The following is a 16,745-nucleotide window of genomic DNA, read 5'->3' as shown; positions in this document are numbered from 1 at the left end:
CGGGCACGCTCCTGGCGCACGAACTCGGCTCGGAGTCGTGCCTCAGTGGGTGCGGGCCCGGGCACGCTCCTGGCGCACGAACTCCGCACTTCCGATGAACGGCCCCACCGCTCCGAGCACCGCGACCGCGGTCGCGAGGCGGATGTTCACGATCCGCTGCTTGAGCGCCGCGAGCATGAGCGCGCACATGACGAACCAGCCGAGCCCGTGGAGGAGGCCGAAGACGAACTCGACGCCGTGCAGGCCGGGGATCGCCCAGGCCGTGAGCAGGACCAGGTAGATGGTGGAGTGGGTGAAGGACGCCCACTTCAGGCGCTTCCAGGTGAGCACGGGGCGCTAGATGGTTCGTTCCACGGCGGGGGCGGAGGAGTCGGGTAGGCAGGTGACATAAGCAGGCAGGTCGAAGTCGGCGGTGCTATCTCGCCAACGCCGACCCTGGGGGCCTCGATGGACGCCGACCTCGACCTGCTGCTGATCGCTGTTTACTGCACCTGCGACGATCTCCTGCCTGCGAAGGGCAAGAACGCCAAACGGATCTTGACCGACGCGGAGGTCGTCACGTTGAGCGTGGCTCAGCAGGTACTGCGGATCAGCTCTGACGAGCAGTTCTGGGCGATGGCACCGCATCGCTTGGGGCACCTGTTCCCGCGACTGCCCAAGCGCCCGGGTTTCGTCAAACGCCGCCAGCGCCTGTCGGACAAAATCGAAGCGCTGATCCTCGAGTTCGCCCGCCACACCAACGGCTTTGACGACGACCTGCTCGTGGTCGACAGCACACCGGTCGAATGCGGTCGCTCGGTCGAAACGACGCGCCGCAGCGCCCTGGGCAACGCCGCGGAGTACGGCTACTGCGCCAGCCATTCCCGCTTCTTCTGGGGCTTCCGCCTGCACGGCCTGTTCGCGACCGACGGCACTCCACGCGCCCTTGCCCTGACCTCCCCGAAAACGGGCGAACGAGACGTCGCGCTGGACATGCTCGCCCGCTGCCACCGCAACGGCCCGGTCACCGTCATCGGCGACAAGGGCTACTCCGGCCGCGACTTCCACGCCCAAGCCTCCGCGCTCGGCGCCACGATCGTCCGCCCCCGACGCAAGGACGAGGCCGGCAAAGAGCCGCACCTGGCCCCGATCCGGCAATGCGTGGAATCGATCTTCTGGACATGCAAAGACATGCTCAACCTCGAGGACCACCGCGCCCGCGAGCTCCACACGCTCCGCACCCGCCTGGCCGCCAAGTTCCTCGCTCTCACCGCCGCGATCGCTCTCAACGAACGCCTCGGCCGCCCACCACGCAACCTCACTGCCTACTACGCCTGACCGATCCGTGGAACGAACCATCTAGGCGTCCGCGGCGTCGAGCAGGCGCGCCATGTGGCGCAGCGGCGCGTCGGCCTCGTCGGGCCAGGCGTCGATCTCGGCGGGCCACCAGGCGTACTCGTCGTGCTCGGCGTCCGGGACGATGTCGTCCTCGACGCCGGGGGCGAGCCACGCCTGCCCGACGAACATGACCATCTGGTGGGGCAGGCGGACGAGGGCCTCGCCGCGCACGCGGGCGGGGGCGACCGACCACTCCTCGCGCAGCTCCCGGACGAGCGTGTCGGCCGGGGACTCGCCGAGGTCGACCGCGCCACCGGCGCCGAGCGCCCAGCGGCCGGCCCAGCTCGACAGCCACGCGGCGCGCCGCCCCGCGAGCCAGCGCCCGCCGGAGTCGCGGATGACGCAGAGCGAGGCGATCGAGGCCGACGCGTCGTCCTCGACGAGGCGCAGCGCCCAGCGGATCGGCTGCAGGCGCATCGTCAGCACGCCCGCGTCCGTGACCTCCCAGTCCACGAGGCGCGCGGCGTGGCCGTCGTGGCTCGGCGATCCGCGCTCGGCCAGCGCGGCGATCGCCGCGTCGGCGGCGTCGGTCGCGTGGGTGGGCGGGTCGTAGTGGTCCGCGTCCCAGGTGGCGACGATCTCCTCCATCGCCCACGGGCCGCGCGCCAGGATGCCGGACGGCTGGCTCATCGGTCCGGTCAATCCTAGGGGGCGGGGTCGCGCGGCGACGAGCCCGCGCGCGCCGACAACGGTGCCGTCGTGTGCGTCGGGCAAGCTGCCGGGCATGGAGTCCCCCGCACGCACCTTCGCCGGCCACGCCTCCCGCGGGGAGCTCGCCTACCAGGTCGACGCCGCGGGCCTGCCGCTCTGGCCCCCGCAGGTGCGCGGCGCCGGGTGGCGCGTGAGCGACGGCCTCGGCACCGTCCACGCGACGACGACGATCCGCCGCGCAGGCGAGGACCCGTACGACCTCTCGCTCGTCGACCTCGACGAGGGCGTGCGCCTCATGAGCCGGATCGTCGGCATCGCGCCCGACGCCGTTCGGGTGGGGATGCGCGTCCGGCTGGCCTGGGACGGGGAGGTCCCCGTCTTCGTGGAAGACCTCGCGCAGGGCGCTCGGGCTCCGTCGCCAGGGGCTCCTTCGCCCGGCTCCGATGGGCTGTGATGCGGCCTGCGGGCGTCGCCATCGCCGGCGCCGCCGAGTCCGACCTCGGGCAGGTCGCGCCCGGGCTGACGCCGACCGACCTCATGGCGCAGGCGTCGCTGCGGGCCCTGGAGGACTGCGGCCTCGGGCTCGCGGACGTCGACGGCCTCTACGCGGCGTCGACGCAGCTGCCGTGGGCGTCGCTGAACCTCGGCGAGGCGCTCGGGATCCGGACGGCGCGGACGTTCGACTCCACGCAGGTCGGCGGGGGCTCGCCGCTCGCGCACCTCGCCCACGCTCGCGCGGCCATCGAGCGCGGGGACTGCGAGGTCGCGCTCATCGCCTACGGCTCCACGCAGCGCTCGGTGGGCCGCGACAAGGCGTCGGTGCAGGAGGTGTCGGAGTGGGAGGCGCCGTACCGCCCGATGCTGCCGATGACCGCCTACGCGCTCGCGGCGTCCCGGCACATGCACGAGTTCGGCACGACCCCGGAGCAGCTCGCGGCGGTGGCGGTGAGCGCCCGCGAGTGGGCGTCCTCGAACGAGCGCGCGTGGACGTACGGCAAGGGCCCGCTCACCGTCGCGGACGTGCTCGCCGCCCCGCGCCTCTGCGACCCGCTCGGCGTGAAGGACTGCTGCCTGCTCACCGACGGCGGCGGCGCGCTCGTCGTCACGGGCGCCGAGCGCGCGCGGACGCTCCGGCAGCCGCCCGTCCACCTGCTCGGCGCGGGGGAGGCGTCGACCCACCGCCACCTCTCCTCGATGCCGTCGCTCGTCGAGACCGCCGCGGTGCAGTCCGGCGCCCGCGCCTTCGCCCAGGCGCGTCTCACCGTCGCCGACGTCACGGGCGTCCAGCTCTACGACGCGTTCACGATCACGCCGATCCTCTTCCTCGAGGACCTCGGCTTCTGCGCGAAGGGGGACGGCGGCCCGTTCGTCGCGTCGGGGGCGATCGCGCCCGGCGGGTCGCTGCCGGTGAACACGAACGGCGGCGGGCTGGCCTACCAGCACCCGGGGATGTACGGGTTGCTGCTGCTCGTCGAGGCGGTCCGGCAGATCCGCTCGGGCGCGCACGACGTCGTCCTCGGCCACGGCAACGGCGGCGTCTTCTCGGGGCAGAACACCGTCATCCTCGGCTCCGCCGCGACCGTCTGAAGCCGCCCCCGCACGCGCCGCCCCCGACGCTGCGAGCATCGGCGCATGAGCACCACGGCGCGCGTGAGGAACTGGTGGGGCTGGGGCTACGAGGACGCGCGGATCGACCCGCACGCCGTCGCCGCCCTCGCGACGGCCACCCTCGGCTTCGGGGACCTCGGCCCCGTCGAGGACCCGGCACGCCCGGAGGACATCGCCCTGCCGGCGCCGCGGCTCGACGTCGCCGGCCTGCCGAGCGCGAGCACCGACGCGCTCGACCGCGTGCACCACTCGCTCGGCAAGTCCTATCCGGACATCATCCGCGCGTTCCGCGGCCGGATCGATCACGCGGTGGACGCCGTCACGCGCCCGGCGGACGAGCGGGAGCTCGAGGCGGTCCTCGCGTGGGCCGACGGCGCGAACGCCGCGCTCGTCCCGTACGGCGGGGGGACCTCGGTCTGCGGCGGGGTCGAGCCGCGCGTCCCGGCCGGCTTCGACGGGGTCGTGAGCGTCGACCTCGGGCGGCTGGACCGTGTCCTCGAGGTGGACGCCGTCTCCCGCAGCGCCCGCATCCAGGCGGGCGCGAGCGGGCCTGCGCTCGAGGCGCAGCTGCGCGAGCACGGCCTCACGCTGCGCTTCTTCCCGCAGTCCTTCGAGCTCGCGACGCTCGGCGGCTGGATCGCGACCCGCGCGGGTGGCCACTTCGCCACCGCGCGCACCCACATCGACGACCTCGTCGAGTCCGTGCGGGCGATCACGCCGGTCGGCGCGTGGGAGTCCCGGCGCCTGCCCGGGAGCGGGGCGGGCGTGTCGCCCGACCGGCTGCTGCTCGGCTCCGAGGGGACGCTCGGCGTCATCACCGAGGCGTGGATGCGGGTGCAGCCGCGGCCGGCGCACCGCGCGTCGCAGGCCGTCCGCTTCCCCGACTTCGCGACCGGCGCCGAGGCGGTGCGCGCGGTGGCCCAGTCCGGCCTGACCCCGGCGAACCTGCGGCTCCTCGACGAGGTGGAGGCGCAGAGCACCGGCGCCGGGGACGGGACGCACGCCGTCCTCGTGCTCGGCTTCGAGTCGACGGCGGCCGCGGTCGACGTCGGCGACGACCTGCGGCGCGGGCTCGCCCTCTGCCGCGCGCACGGCGGGGCGTGGGACGACCCGGCGCCCCGCGACGGGGCGGGGACGCCAGGTGGGGCCGTGGACACCTGGCGGGACGCGTTCCTCGCGATGCCCTACCTCCGCGACGCGATGGTCCGCCTCGGGGTGCTGACCGACACCTTCGAGACGGCGATCACGTGGGAGCGCTTCCCCGCCTTCCACGCCGAGGTCATGGGGGCCGTGCGGGCGGCGGTCGGCGAGCCGTGCCGCCTCTCCTGCCGGTTCACCCACGTCTACCCCGACGGCCCGGCGCCGTACTACACGATCGTGGCGCCGGCCCGGCGCGGCGACGAGCTCGCGCAGTGGGCGGCGATGAAGCAGGCGGCGGGCGACGCGATCATCGGCGCGGGCGGCACGATCACCCACCACCACGCCGTCGGCCGGGACCACCGTCTCTGGTACGACCGGCAGCGGCCGGACGTCTTCGCCGCGGCGCTCGCGGGGGCCAAGGCGGCGGTCGACCCGCACGGGCGCCTGAACCCGGGCGTCCTGCTCGGCGGTGAGTGACAGCTCGGCCGCGCAGAGCGGCGGTGAGCTGTCACCGGCGGGCGGGGCCGCAGGCCGAGGGTGCCATCATGGGCCGACGATGTCTGCTGAGGGTAAGAACTTCGAGGCGATCACGAAGGCGAAGGCGCAGCACAACAAGTCCTGCCCCTTCCCGCCCCACACGGTCCGCATGCACCCGTACGAGATCGAGCGGATGCAGTGGGAGGAGGGCGACACGATCGCCGGCCTCCTGCTCGAGGCCGACCCGAAGCTCGGGACGGGCGCCTTCCGGCTCATCTGCGACGGGATGGAGCCGCCGGAGCTCGAGCTCGAGGAGACGGACGTCATCACCGCCCCCGCCGAGCCGATCTACGTGCCGGTCGGCCCGGCCCGCGAGGACGAGCGGACGTTCGACCCGCTCGACCCGCGGGGCTGACGGCGGGCCGCCGGCGCGCCGCCGGCGCGTGCCGCGGCCGCGCCAGGTCGCGACCGCCTGTCGCGCGGGGTGAACCACGCGCCGGGAGTTTTCAGAAGAGTTCTCTTAGGTTCGCTCCCCGTGTGGGGGGCGGGACCGTTCTGCGGGATCAACACGAACGGGGAGAGACCTCCACATGAAGCGCATCAGCAGGAGCACGGCGTCCACGGGCATCGCGGTGACGTCGCTGTTCATCGCCCTCGGCGGGCCGGCCGAGGCCGCCCACCTCATCACGGGCGCGAACATCAAGAACAACTCGGTCACGACGTCGGACATCAGGAACAACTCGCTGACGACGTCGGACATCCGGACGGGCACGCTGCGCAGCAGCGACGTCAAGGACGGCTCGCTCCTCGGCCGGGACTTCGCCGCGGGTCAGCTCCCGAAGGGCGCGACCGGGGCCACCGGGGCCACCGGCGCGAAGGGCGACAAGGGCGACATCGGGCCCGAGGGTCCGTCGCGCTGGGTGCTCGTGAACCGGGCGGGCGCCATCGAGGCGCAGTCCGGCGGCTTCCGCATCGCGAACGCCTACCCGGCGGGCTCCGCGGGCGAGGGCAACGTGTACATCGACTCCGGGGACACCGACCTCTCCGACAACGCCGTCGTCGCGACGATCGCGCCGGAGAACCAGTACTCGCTCAAGGGCGACGGGCTCGCGTCGGACAACGCCACGGACGGCACCCGGGTCAACGGCCGCAACACCGGCGCCGACCTGAACCCGGAGTTCTCGGGGGAGATCACCGCGACGCGGTGCGCGATCCCGAACGTCGTTGCCTGCGCGCCGGTCGACACCGTCGCGAACGGCGGCACGGGCCTCTCGACGAACACGGGCCGCTACTTCGTCGTCAGCCCGCGCAACAGCGACGGGACGGTCACGGTCAACGACGACCCGATGGCCGGGGGCGACACCAGCACCCACAAGCGGTTCTACGTGATCTTCTCGGGCCCGAAGGACTGACGCGGGGGGCGGTCACGCGTCGAGGTCCGCGGCCCGTAGCATCGGCGCCGTGGATCTCGACGAGCGCGTGGCCTCATACCTCGAGCAGGCGGAGCAGCTCGCGCGGGACGGCGAGTACGGCCGCGCCGAGGACTTCGAGCGGGTCGCGGGCCAGCAGGCGGCGGGCCTGGGCTACGGCCGGGCCGAGCAGCTCGCGCTGTGCCGGGTCCGGGCGACGCGCCTGCGCCTCCAGCAGCGCGACGCCGAGGCCGTCGTCCAGCTCCGGGACGCCGTCGCGATCGCCGACGGCCTCGGCGACGTCCTCCCGCTGCCCGAGCGGTGCGCGCTGCTCGCCGAGCTCGGCGTCGCGCTCCATCACGCGGGCGACCACGCGGCGGCCGTCGGGGCCTTCCAGCAGTCGCTCGCGGTCGCGTTCCAGATCAGCCCGAGCTACTGGCCGGCGGCGCAGACGCGGCTGCTCATGAGCTTCCCGCTGCGGCGGCTCGGCCGGCGCGGCGAGGCGGACGCCGCGCTCCGCGAGGCGCTGACGCTCGCCCGGGAGCTGCGACCGCCCGGGGCCGACAAGCTCATCGCCCAGATCGAGGCCGAGCTCGGCGAGGTCCGCACCTCGCACGGCCCGCCGCTCGCCGGGCCCGCGCCGGCCCCGCCGCGCTTCCCGCCCGCGACGTTCGCGCCGGAGCCGCAGGCGCCGTCCGGCTTCGACGAGGTCGCCTACCGCGCGGCGCTCGCCGACCTCGACGCGCTCATCGGCCTCGCCGAGGTGAAGGCCGAGATGAAGCGGATGGCCGAGCTGCTGCGCGTGGGCGCGCTGCGCGCCGCCGCCGGGCTGAGGCGCGCCGACGTCAGCCTGCACCTCGTCTTCGTCGGGGCGCCGGGCACGGGCAAGACGACGGTCGCGCGGCTCTTCGGCCGGCTCTACCACGCGCTCGGCCTGCTCGGGACCGACCGCGTCGCCGAGGTCACCCGGGCCGACCTCGTCTCCGGCTACGTCGGGCAGACGGCGGCGCTCGTCAACAAGGTCGTCGACGGCGCCCTCGACGGCGTCCTCTTCATCGACGAGGCCTACTCGCTCGTGCGGCCCGACAGCCCGGGCGACTTCGGGCCCGAGGCGGTGACCGAGCTGCTGAAGCGGATGGAGGACGACCGCGACCGCCTCGCCGTCATCGTCGCCGGGTACCCGAAGGAGATGGGGGAGTTCCTCGCGACGAACTCCGGCCTCGCGAGCCGCTTCTCGGAGACGATCACCTTCGCCGACTACGCGCCCGACGAGCTCGTCGCGATCTTCGCCGCCTTCGCCGCGCAGGCCGACTACGCCCTCGACGACGCGGCGCGCGCCGCGCTCCGCGAGGTGCTCGCCGACCTGCACGCCCGCCGCGACCGCTTCTTCGCGAACGCCCGCGTCGCGCGCAACCTCTTCGACGACGTCATCGGGCACCAGGCCGAGCGGCTCATGGCGGGCGGGCCGGGGGCCGCGCCGACCCGCGAGCAGCTCATGGCGATCACGGCCGGCGACGTGCGAGCGGCCGCGGCGGGCTGAGCCGCGGCGCGGGGCGGGCGGTCGCGGGACGTCTCAGCGGACGACGAGGTCGCGGCCGAAGGCGCGGGCGAAGAGGTCGACCTCGCGCTCGGCCGCCCACCGCGGAAGGGCCGTGGCGTCCTCTGCCTCGAGCCGCAGCCGCACCTCGCCGGGGCGGACCGTCACGTGCGCGGCCGTCACCGCCTGGTCGCGGGCGCGCTCGAGGTCCTCGGCGAGGCGGAGGAGGACCGCGCAGCGGTCGAGCCGTGCGCGGCCGACGGCGTTCAGCAGCGGCGCCATCGGCCCGGGGTCCGGCATCCCCTTGCGGTGGTAGCGCGCGGCCTGGGCGATGATCGCGAGCTCGGCGGGCGTGAAGCCCGGCAGGCCCGCGTTGAGGATGAGGTACTGCGAGTGCTTGTGGTGGTCGTCGTAGTCGACGGACATCCCGATGTCGTGCAGGCAGCACGCGGCCCACAGCAGCTCGCGCTCGATCGGGTCGCCGTCGTGCAGGCCGGCGGCGGCGAGCTCGTCGAAGAGCCCGAGGGCGAGGCGCGCGACGTGCTCGGTGTGGGCCGGCTCCACGCGGTAGCGCGCCGCGAGGTTCAGGACGCTCGCCCGGCGGACGTCCTCCAGCAGCGGCGGGTCGCCCTCGTCGCGCAGGAGGCGCTCGAAGAAGACGCCCTCGCGCAGGCCCGCCTCGGTCGCCTCGATCCCGGCGAAGCCGCCCGTCTCCAGCACGCAGCGGACGACGACGGCGCCGGCGAGGATGACGTCGGCGCGGCCGGGCTTGATGCCGGGGACCGAGCGGCGCTCGGCGGCGGGCAGGCCGGCGAGCCGCTCGACGAGGGCGTCGAGGGCGTCGAGGGTGATGACCTGGCCCTGGACGCCGATCGACGGCAGGCCCTCGGCCCGCTGGACGGCGGCGGCGAGGTTGCGGACCGTGCCGCCGGTGCCGACGATGCGGTCGCCGCAGCGGGGGAGCCACTCCGCCTTCTCGAGGCGCCCCGTGACGTGCGCGCGCAGCTCGTCGAGCGCCTTGCGCTTCTGCGGGCCGCCCCCGGGGAGGAAGCGCTCCGTCATCCGCACGGCGCCCATCCGCCACGAGCTCGTCTCGCGGGCGTGGCGCCCGACGACGTGCACGAGCTGCATCGAGCCGCCGCCGAGGTCGAGGACGCCGCCGTCCGCGAGCGTCGTCGAGTTCACCGCGGCGAGGTAGCCGTAGTGCGCCTCCTGCTCCTTCGAGAGCACCCGGATCGCCAGGCCGGTGAGGCCGCGCGCGCGCGCGAGGAACGTCGCCGAGTTCGCGGCCTCGCGGATCGCGCTCGTCGCGACGACGTCGAGCTCGCCGGCCCCGAGCCCGCTCGCCCGGGCGAAGTGGGCGAAGACGTCGAGGGTGTCGAGGGCGCGGGCGATCGGCGGCTTCCCGAGCTCGCCGCTGGCGCCCATGCCCTCGCCGATGCGGACCGGCTCGTAGATCTCGTCCGTCCGCCGCCACGTCCCCTGCCCAGCCTCGAAGACGACGAGGCGGAAGGAGTTGGACCCGAGATCGACGACCGCGAGGCGCAGGTCGGGCGAGTCGGACGGGGCGGCCACGGGCGCATCCTCGCGCATCCGTCGCGGTCACGTAGGACGCCACGCGCGGTCGGTGGAAAACCCCGTCACCATCGCGCGCGGTGCTCGTTACGTTCGCATCATGCGCACTCGAGCCCTCCTTCCCCTGGCGGTCGCCGCGGCGGTCGCCCTCGTCCCGTCCACCGACGCGTCCGCGTCCACGAAACGCTGCAACCAGACCCACGGCCCGGAGCTCGCCCACAGCACCGTCGTGAAGGTCTACAAGGTGAGGACCGGCAGCTCCTACCGCTTCTACGGCTGCGCGAAGCCGCGCGGTCCGGTCGTCGCGCTCACGCAGCCGTTCAAGGCCGGCGCGGTGAAGCTCGTCGCGGCGAAGGGCGCGTACGTCGCCTTCACCCGGACGATCTCCGCCCAGGACACGATCGCCGTCGTCGACGCCCGCACCGGCCGCAAGCGCCACGGCCTCTACCCGCCGTACGACATCGAGTTCGACGTCGACCCCGTGACCCCGCAGATCGGCGCGGCCCGCATCAACAACCTCGGCGAGCTCGCCGTCGCCTACGTCGGCCTCGGCTCAGGCAACAGCACCGACTCGACGGTCTACGTCTACGCGTTCGACGCCCACGGCAACCAGCAGCTGCTCGACAGCGGCCCGTCGTCGAAGCTCAGGCCGTCGTCGCTGCGGATGAGCGGCGAGACGATCGCCTGGACGCACTCCGGCGCGAAGCGCACCGCGAGCATCGGCGAGTTCAGCCTCGCCGTCATCACCGGCGGCGGCGCGCTCGAGGGTGACGTCACGACCTCGCCCGAGGGCGGCATCGCGTGCCATGTCACCCGCACCGGCGTCGTCGGCAACTGCATCGGCTCGTTCTCGCCGAACACCCCGGTCACCGTCACGGCGACCGGCGCGCCGAACGCGACCGTCACGATCAGCGGCGCCTGCTCCGCCGTCCACGCGCCCGTCGCCGGGCAGGCGACGAGCGTCGCGACGTGCGTGACGACGATGAGCCGCGCGCAGACGGCGAAGGTGACGTTCGGCTAGCGCGGGGCCGGCGTGCGGTCGCGTGGGGGATATCCCCCGGCGAGACCGCACGCCGACCCGCGGCGTCGCTTACGAGGCGGTCTCGGGGCCGTGCTCGATGAGCTCGATCCGGTACTCGTCGGGGTCGCGGACGAAGCAGAGCCGCGACCCCCCGTCGCTCACCGTGTACGGCGCGCGCTCGGGGGTGATGCCCTGCTCGGCGAGGTTCGCGAGGGTGGCGTCGAGGTCGTCGACGGTCACGGCGATGTGGCCGTACCCGGTGCCGAGCTCGTAGCTCTCTACGCCCGGGTTCTTCGTGAGCTCCAGGCGCGCGCCGTCGCCGGGCAGGCCCATGAAGACGTTGATGGCGCCGTCGGGGAGGTCCATGCGGCGCAGCTCGTCGAAGCCGAGCGCCTCGTAGAAGGCGACGGACCGGTCGATGTCGCCGATGCGGTAACAGGTGTGGATGAGCTCTGAAGGCATGGGACGGAACGTAGCGCGGCGCGAGTGACCCCGTGTGGTCTGGGTAGCATCGGGCGCGTGATCATCGAACGCTCCATGAACGACGACTTCCTCTCCAACACGTACCTCGTGGGGGAGGCGGGCGGCAGCGGCTTCTTCGTCGACGCCGGCGGGCCGGTCGCGCCGCTGCTGAAGGCCGCGAAGGAGCAGGACGTCGACGTCACGCACGTCCTCCTGACGCATCACCACTGGGACCATGTCAGCGAGCTCGCCCAGATCCTCGAGGCGTTCCCGGACGCCGAGGTGCTCATCCATCCGCAGGAGCGCCCGCTCGTCGCCGACGAGTTCTCCGGCCACATCACCGGGACGATGGAGCCCGGCGACGAGATCGCCGTCGGCGGCCTCACCGTCAAGACGCTCCACACCCCCGGGCATACGCTCGGGATGCTCTCGCTGCTCGTCGACGGCAACGTCTTCACCGGCGACACGCTCTTCAAGAACTCGGTCGGCGGCGTGCGCGCGCCCGGTCACACGACGTTCGCCGACATCAAGCACTCGATCATGGACGTCCTGCTCGCCCTCCCCGGCGAGACGGTCATCCGCCCGGGGCACACCGATCCGACGACCGTCGCGGACGAGCTGGAGACGAACTCCTTCGTGCGGATCTGGCGAGGGGTCGACCCGGAGGGCGACGAGACGTGCACCGCCCTCGACGAGCAGGCGACGCTCGTCCACCTCGGGGACGACTACGACGGCGGCCACAAGGCCTGGGTCCGCTGGCCCGACGGCTCCGACGACATCGTCCCGGGGTCGAAGGTCGTGCGCGGCTAGATGAGTGATTCCACGCCTGGGTTGGGGGCGTGGGTTTGAGGGGACATAAGCAGGCAGGTCGAAGTCGGCGGTGCTCACAACACCCATCGCCGACCCTGGGGGCCTCGATTGGACGCCGACCTCGACCTGCTGCTCATCACAGTGTTCTGCATCGCCGACGATCTCCTTCCTGAGAAGGCGGCGAACGCCAGGCGCAGGCTCAGCGACGCGGAGGTCATCACGTTGCTCGTCGCACAGTCGATGATGGGCATCACCTCCGACCGGCGGTTCTTGCGCGCCGCCGGCCGGCAGCTCACCGGCTTGTTTCCGTCGTTGATCGGCCAGTCGGGCTGGCACAAACGCCGCGCCCGGCTGGTCGATGAGCTGGAACACGTCCTCTCCGTGCTCGCCCGCGAGTGCCCGGGGTACTGGGATGACGTCGTCGTCATCGACTCAACCCCGGTGGAAACCGCGCGCTCGCGCGAGACCGTCAAGCGCGCCGGCGCGGGCCGCCTCGGTGATGCGATCGCCGACGCTGCCGCCTACGGCTACTGCCCCAGCCACTCCCGCTGGTTCTTCGGCATGCGCCTGCACGGCGTCTTCGGCCTGGACGGCACGCCCAGAGCGCTACGGCTGCTCGGGGCCGACCGGCCCGAACGCGACGTCGCCCTCTCGATGCTCCCCGGCGCGCTCCGTGGCGGCGAGACGATCATCGGCGACAAGAACTACTCCGGCCGCGACTTCGCCGCCGCGATCGGGCAGATGGGAGCCCTGCTACTACGGCCCCCACGCAAAGACGAACCCCAGACCGCGCCACGGCTGGCCAAGGTCCGCCAACGCGTGGAGTCGATCTTCTGGACCTGCAAAGACCTGCTCAGCCTCGAACGCCATGGCGCCCGGACCCTGCACAACCTCCGCGGCCGCGTCCTGCAACGCATGCTCGCCCTCACCGCCGGCATCTACCTCAACAGCCACCTCGGCCGCCCGACCCGCGCCCTGGCCAACTACACCAGCTGACCAGACCGCGGAATCAATCATCTAGCCACGCTGCTGCGCGGGGACCGCGCTTCGAGCCGGTCCCCTGCGCGTCTTGGCGTGGCGGCACCCTCCGCCTGCGACACTCCCCGGATGGCGAAGAAGGACCAGCCCATGCCCACCTCGCGACTGCGGCGCACCGCGGTCGTCGGGCGCCTCGCGGCCGAGCAGGCCGCGCGGCAGTACGGCACCCGCGCGGCGAACCTCACGCGGTCGGAGGAGGAGGCGCGCGCGGCGATGGCGCGGCGCCAGCTCGAGTCGGCCGAGCAGATCGTCACCGCCCTCGGGACGATGAAGGGCGCCGCGATGAAGCTCGGCCAGGTGCTGAGCTTCCTCGACGTCGGCCTCGTCCCCGAGGAGCACCGCGAGGAGTTCCAGCTCAAGCTCGCCGCCCTGCGCGACGCCGCCCCGAACGTCGCCTTCAAGGACATGAAGAAGGTCATCGAGTCCGACCTCGGCGAGAAGCTCAAGGACGTCTTCAGCGAGTTCGACGAGACGGCGATCGCCGCCGCCTCGATCGGGCAGGTCTACCGCGCCCGCCTGCGCGAGGACGGCCGCGAGGTCGCCGTGAAGGTCCAGTACCCGGGCATCAGCGCGGCGGTCCGGGCGGACATGCAGAACCTCGGCATCATCATGCGGCTCATCAAGCGGATGGTGCCGGGCATCGACGCGGGCGAGCTCGCCGACGAGATCCGCGAGCGCGTCGGGGAGGAGCTCGACTACGAGCTCGAGGCGTCCAACCAGCGGCGGCTCGCGCGGATCTACCGCGGCCACCCGTTCATCGTCATCCCCGAGGTCATGACCGACCTCTGCCGCGAGCGGGTCATCGTCTCCGAGTTCGTCGAGGGCGAGGGCTTCGACGAGATCAACGAGCACGCGACCGACGCCGAGCGCGACCGCCTCGGCGAGATCGTCTTCCGCTTCTACTTCGGCTGCATGTACCGCCACCACCAGTTCAGCGGCGACCCGCATCCGGGCAACTTCCTCGTCATGAAGGACGGCCGCGTCTGCTTCCTGGACTTCGGGCTCTTCAAGGTCATCGACCCGCGGATCGCCGAGGTCGAGCTCGAGACCCAGCGCCTCGTCGACAAGGGCGACGCCGAGGCGCTGCACGCGCTGTGGGCGCGGGAGGGCTTCCTCAACGACGCGACGCGGATGGACCCCGAGCGGCTGCTCGAGTTCGCCCGCTACTCGACGTGGTGGTACACCGACGACGCCGAGGTCCGCCTGACCCCGCAGATCGCCAGCGAGATCGTCCTCGGCATCTCGACGCCCATGGGCGAGCACTTCGCCCGCATGCGGCACGAGAACTTCCCCCGCGAGTACCTCTTCGGCCGGCGCCTCGAGCACATGACGCTCGCCGTCCTCGGCCAGCTCGGCGCGAGCGCGAACTGGCACCGGATCGCCCGCGAGTGGACCTTCGGCGACGCGCCGGTGACCGAGCTCGGCGAGGCCGAGGCCGCGTTCTACGCACGCCGCGGCCGCTGATCGGCGCGCGGCCCGCCCGGTCCCGGAGGCCGTCCCCGGTGGGCCCGCGCCTGCGGATCCTCTCGCTCACCGCGTTCGTCGCGGCGTGCATCGTCGTCCTCGCGCTCAGCGGGGCGATCTCCGTGCACCGCGTGCGGGACGCCGCCGAGGGCCACGGCGTCCTCGGGCCGCTGCTCTTCATCGCGGCCTCGTCGCTGCTCACCGTCGCGTTCTTCCCGGGCCCGATCCTCTCGGGCGCGGCCGGGCTCGTGTTCGGGACGGCGCTCGGCTTCCCGGTCTCGCTCGTCTCGGCGGTGCTCGGCGCGTCGCTCGCCTTCGCGCTGGCGCGCTGGTGGGCGCACGACGCCGTCGTCGAGGTCGCCGGCCCGCGCGTCAGCGCCTTCCGGGAGTTCGTCGGCCGCAAGGGCTTCCTCGCGATCTTCACCGCGCGGCTCGCCCCGGGCCTGCCGTACAACGCGGTGAACTACGGCGCCGGGCTCACCCCGATCCGCCTGCCGGTCTTCGCGGCCGCGACCGCGATCGGCGCCGCCCCGCGGGCCTTCGCCTACACGGCCCTCGGCGGGAACCTCGGGAACCTCGGCTCCTGGCAGGCGATCGTCGCGCTCGCGGTCCTCGTCGTCATGGCCCTCGCCGGGCTGGCGGTCGCCGCGCGCGACCCGGAGATCACGGCGGCCGTCCGGTCGCTCGGAGGACGCCCTAGCCGGCGATGACGCGGGTGGGCGCCCACGTGTCACCCGGCTGCGGCAGCTCCTGGACCTGCATGAGCGACGTCGACCCGGGGCGCCCGCTCGGCAGGCCGGCGGTGATGCCGACGCGCATCCCCGGCCGGCACCACCCGAGCTCGACGACCCGCGCCGCGGCGCCCGCGATGAGCTCCTCCGTGATCTCGTACCGCGCCATCGACGCCGCCTGCACGCCCCACATCAGGCCGCAGCGGCGGACGGTCTCGCGCCCCGGCGAGAGCGCGAAGATCGGCACGCTCGGCCGGTGCGCGGACACGAGCCGCGCCGACCGGCCCGAGAGCGTCGGGATGACGAGCGCGTCGAGCTCGAGGTCGTGCGCCGCTTTGCAGGCCGCGTGCGCGACGGTGTACGAGGGGTCGCGGCTGTCGCGCACGACGCGGCTCTCGTTCCACTCGCGGTAGGGCGCGTAGCGCTCGGTGTGGAGCGCGACCGAGGCCATCATCTCGACGGCGAGGACCGGGTACGCGCCGACGGCCGTCTCCTGCGAGAGCATGATCGCGTCGGTGCCGTCGAGGATCGCGTTCGCGACGTCGGCGACCTCCGCACGCGTCGGCCGCGGCGAGGAGATCATCGAGTCGAGCATCTGCGTCGCCGTGATGGACGGGCGGGCCATCGAGCCCGCGAGCGCGAGCAGGCGCTTCTGCACCATCGGCACCTCCTCGATCGGGAGCTCGATGCCGAGGTCGCCGCGGGCGACCATGACGCAGTCCGCGACGCGGAGGATGTCCTCGGCGCGCGCGACCGCCTGCGGCTTCTCGATCTTCGCGATGAGCGGCGCGCGGGTGTGCTCGCGGACGAAGGCGACGTCCTCCGGGCGGCGGACGAAGGACAGCGCGACCATGTCCACGCCGATGTCGATGCCCGCGCGCAGGTGGGCGAGGTCCTCCTCGGGGACCGCCGGCAGCTCGTCCGCGGGGCCGGGGATGTTCAGGCCCTGACGGCTCGCGACCGCGCCGCCGACCTCGACGACCGCGTCGATCTCGCCGGCGTCGGCGCGCACGGCGGTCGCGCGCAGGCGCACGCGCCCGTCCGCGAGGTACATCGACTCGCCGACCTCGATCGCCCGCGCGAGGCCCTCCCAGTCCATGTAGAGGACGGACTCGTCGCCGATGCGGCCCTCGACCGGGCCGCAGACGACCGTGAGCTCGCTGCGGGCGGGGAGGACGACGGTGCCGTCCCGCACGGCGCCGATGCGGAGCTTCGGGCCCGGGAGGTCCTGCAGGATCGCGACGGGTCGCCCGGCGCGGTTGGCCGCCTCGCGGACGAGGTCGGCGGTCTCCTGGTGCTCCTCGTGCGTGCCGTGGCTGAAGTTCAGCCGCGCGACGTCCATCCCGGCGTGGATGAGCTGGACGAGGGTCTCGGGGTCCCGGGAGGCCGGGCCGATGGTGGCGACGATCTTCGTGCGGCGGGTGGTCACGGCCTGCAACCTACCG

The 16,745-nt window shown here is 73.4% G+C and carries 17 protein-coding genes; 12 read left to right on the top strand and 5 right to left on the bottom strand.

Features of this window, described 5'->3' with window-relative positions; translation table 11 throughout:
* Nucleotides 1–42: 42 nt before the first annotated feature.
* The gene (locus NBH00_RS23150) at nucleotides 43–330 is read right to left on the bottom strand and encodes a hypothetical protein (protein ID WP_254570934.1); all 288 of its coding nucleotides are present in this window, start codon (nucleotides 328–330) and stop codon (nucleotides 43–45) included.
* 117 nt (nucleotides 331–447) lie between these two features.
* Between NBH00_RS23150 and NBH00_RS23145 the strand changes: the two genes are divergently transcribed.
* Nucleotides 448–1,317 carry an IS982 family transposase gene (locus NBH00_RS23145; protein ID WP_254569017.1) on the top strand — a complete coding sequence of 290 codons (870 nt, stop codon included), beginning with the start codon at nucleotides 448–450 and terminating at the stop codon, nucleotides 1,315–1,317.
* 21 nt (nucleotides 1,318–1,338) lie between these two features.
* On the opposite strand, the gene NBH00_RS23140 is transcribed toward NBH00_RS23145, so the two are convergent.
* Nucleotides 1,339–2,007, bottom strand: a complete 669-nt coding sequence (locus tag NBH00_RS23140; RefSeq protein WP_254570933.1) for an NUDIX hydrolase — start codon at nucleotides 2,005–2,007, stop codon at nucleotides 1,339–1,341.
* Between the two features lie 94 nt (nucleotides 2,008–2,101).
* Here NBH00_RS23140 and NBH00_RS23135 point away from each other — a divergent pair, with 94 nt between their 5' ends.
* The 6 genes from NBH00_RS23135 to NBH00_RS23110 all read left to right on the top strand — a co-directional run bounded on the left by NBH00_RS23135 (nucleotide 2,102) and on the right by NBH00_RS23110 (nucleotide 8,202).
* Nucleotides 2,102–2,482 carry a Zn-ribbon domain-containing OB-fold protein gene (locus tag NBH00_RS23135; protein ID WP_254570932.1) on the top strand — a complete coding sequence of 127 codons (381 nt, stop codon included), beginning with the start codon at nucleotides 2,102–2,104 and terminating at the stop codon, nucleotides 2,480–2,482.
* Nucleotides 2,482–3,615 (top strand): acetyl-CoA acetyltransferase, encoded by a 1,134-nt coding sequence (locus tag NBH00_RS23130; protein ID WP_254570931.1) that lies wholly within the window; start codon nucleotides 2,482–2,484, stop codon nucleotides 3,613–3,615. Before NBH00_RS23135 ends, NBH00_RS23130 begins: the two co-directional genes overlap by 1 nt.
* Nucleotides 3,616–3,660: 45 nt before the next feature.
* The gene (locus NBH00_RS23125) at nucleotides 3,661–5,253 is read left to right on the top strand and encodes an FAD-binding oxidoreductase (protein ID WP_254570930.1); all 1,593 of its coding nucleotides are present in this window, start codon (nucleotides 3,661–3,663) and stop codon (nucleotides 5,251–5,253) included.
* A 79-nt stretch (nucleotides 5,254–5,332) separates the two neighbouring features.
* Entirely contained in the window at nucleotides 5,333–5,668 is a 336-nt protein-coding gene (locus NBH00_RS23120) for a hypothetical protein (RefSeq protein WP_254570929.1), read from the top strand.
* 175 nt (nucleotides 5,669–5,843) lie between these two features.
* Nucleotides 5,844–6,665: a hypothetical protein gene (locus tag NBH00_RS23115; protein WP_254570928.1), complete on the top strand. Its 822-nt coding sequence runs from the start codon at nucleotides 5,844–5,846 to the stop codon at nucleotides 6,663–6,665.
* A gap of 49 nt (nucleotides 6,666–6,714) precedes the next feature.
* Complete coding sequence (locus tag NBH00_RS23110) at nucleotides 6,715–8,202, top strand: AAA family ATPase (protein ID WP_254570927.1); 1,488 nt, start codon at nucleotides 6,715–6,717, stop codon at nucleotides 8,200–8,202.
* 33 nt (nucleotides 8,203–8,235) lie between these two features.
* Here NBH00_RS23110 and NBH00_RS23105 read toward each other — a convergent pair whose 3' ends face one another.
* Entirely contained in the window at nucleotides 8,236–9,774 is a 1,539-nt protein-coding gene (locus tag NBH00_RS23105) for a Ppx/GppA phosphatase family protein (protein ID WP_254570926.1), read from the bottom strand.
* Nucleotides 9,775–9,874: 100 nt separating this feature from the next.
* Between NBH00_RS23105 and NBH00_RS23100 the strand changes: the two genes are divergently transcribed.
* Entirely contained in the window at nucleotides 9,875–10,795 is a 921-nt protein-coding gene (locus NBH00_RS23100; protein ID WP_254570925.1) for a hypothetical protein, read from the top strand.
* A gap of 69 nt (nucleotides 10,796–10,864) precedes the next feature.
* Here NBH00_RS23100 and NBH00_RS23095 read toward each other — a convergent pair whose 3' ends face one another.
* Entirely contained in the window at nucleotides 10,865–11,257 is a 393-nt protein-coding gene (locus tag NBH00_RS23095) for a VOC family protein (RefSeq protein WP_254570924.1), read from the bottom strand.
* Between the two features lie 57 nt (nucleotides 11,258–11,314).
* Here NBH00_RS23095 and NBH00_RS23090 point away from each other — a divergent pair, with 57 nt between their 5' ends.
* From NBH00_RS23090 to NBH00_RS23075, 4 genes are all read left to right on the top strand, one after another.
* Nucleotides 11,315–12,067: an MBL fold metallo-hydrolase gene (locus tag NBH00_RS23090; RefSeq protein ID WP_254570923.1), complete on the top strand. Its 753-nt coding sequence runs from the start codon at nucleotides 11,315–11,317 to the stop codon at nucleotides 12,065–12,067.
* A gap of 108 nt (nucleotides 12,068–12,175) precedes the next feature.
* Entirely contained in the window at nucleotides 12,176–13,063 is an 888-nt protein-coding gene (locus NBH00_RS23085) for a transposase (protein WP_254569811.1), read from the top strand.
* 132 nt (nucleotides 13,064–13,195) lie between these two features.
* Nucleotides 13,196–14,569 (top strand): ABC1 kinase family protein, encoded by a 1,374-nt coding sequence (locus NBH00_RS23080; protein ID WP_254570922.1) that lies wholly within the window; start codon nucleotides 13,196–13,198, stop codon nucleotides 14,567–14,569.
* Nucleotides 14,570–14,607: 38 nt separating this feature from the next.
* Nucleotides 14,608–15,279 carry a TVP38/TMEM64 family protein gene (locus NBH00_RS23075; RefSeq protein ID WP_254570921.1) on the top strand — a complete coding sequence of 224 codons (672 nt, stop codon included), beginning with the start codon at nucleotides 14,608–14,610 and terminating at the stop codon, nucleotides 15,277–15,279.
* On the opposite strand, the gene pyk is transcribed toward NBH00_RS23075, so the two are convergent.
* Nucleotides 15,266–16,729 carry a pyruvate kinase gene (gene pyk / locus NBH00_RS23070; protein ID WP_254570920.1) on the bottom strand — a complete coding sequence of 488 codons (1,464 nt, stop codon included), beginning with the start codon at nucleotides 16,727–16,729 and terminating at the stop codon, nucleotides 15,266–15,268. The two genes, NBH00_RS23075 and pyk, sit on opposite strands and share 14 nt — an antisense overlap.
* Between the last annotated feature and the right edge of the window lie 16 nt (nucleotides 16,730–16,745).

This window comes from Paraconexibacter antarcticus, from assembly GCF_024220175.1.
Lineage (GTDB): Bacteria > Actinomycetota > Thermoleophilia > Solirubrobacterales > Solirubrobacteraceae > Paraconexibacter > Paraconexibacter antarcticus.
This window is presented reverse-complemented; position numbering and strand designations above follow the sequence as displayed.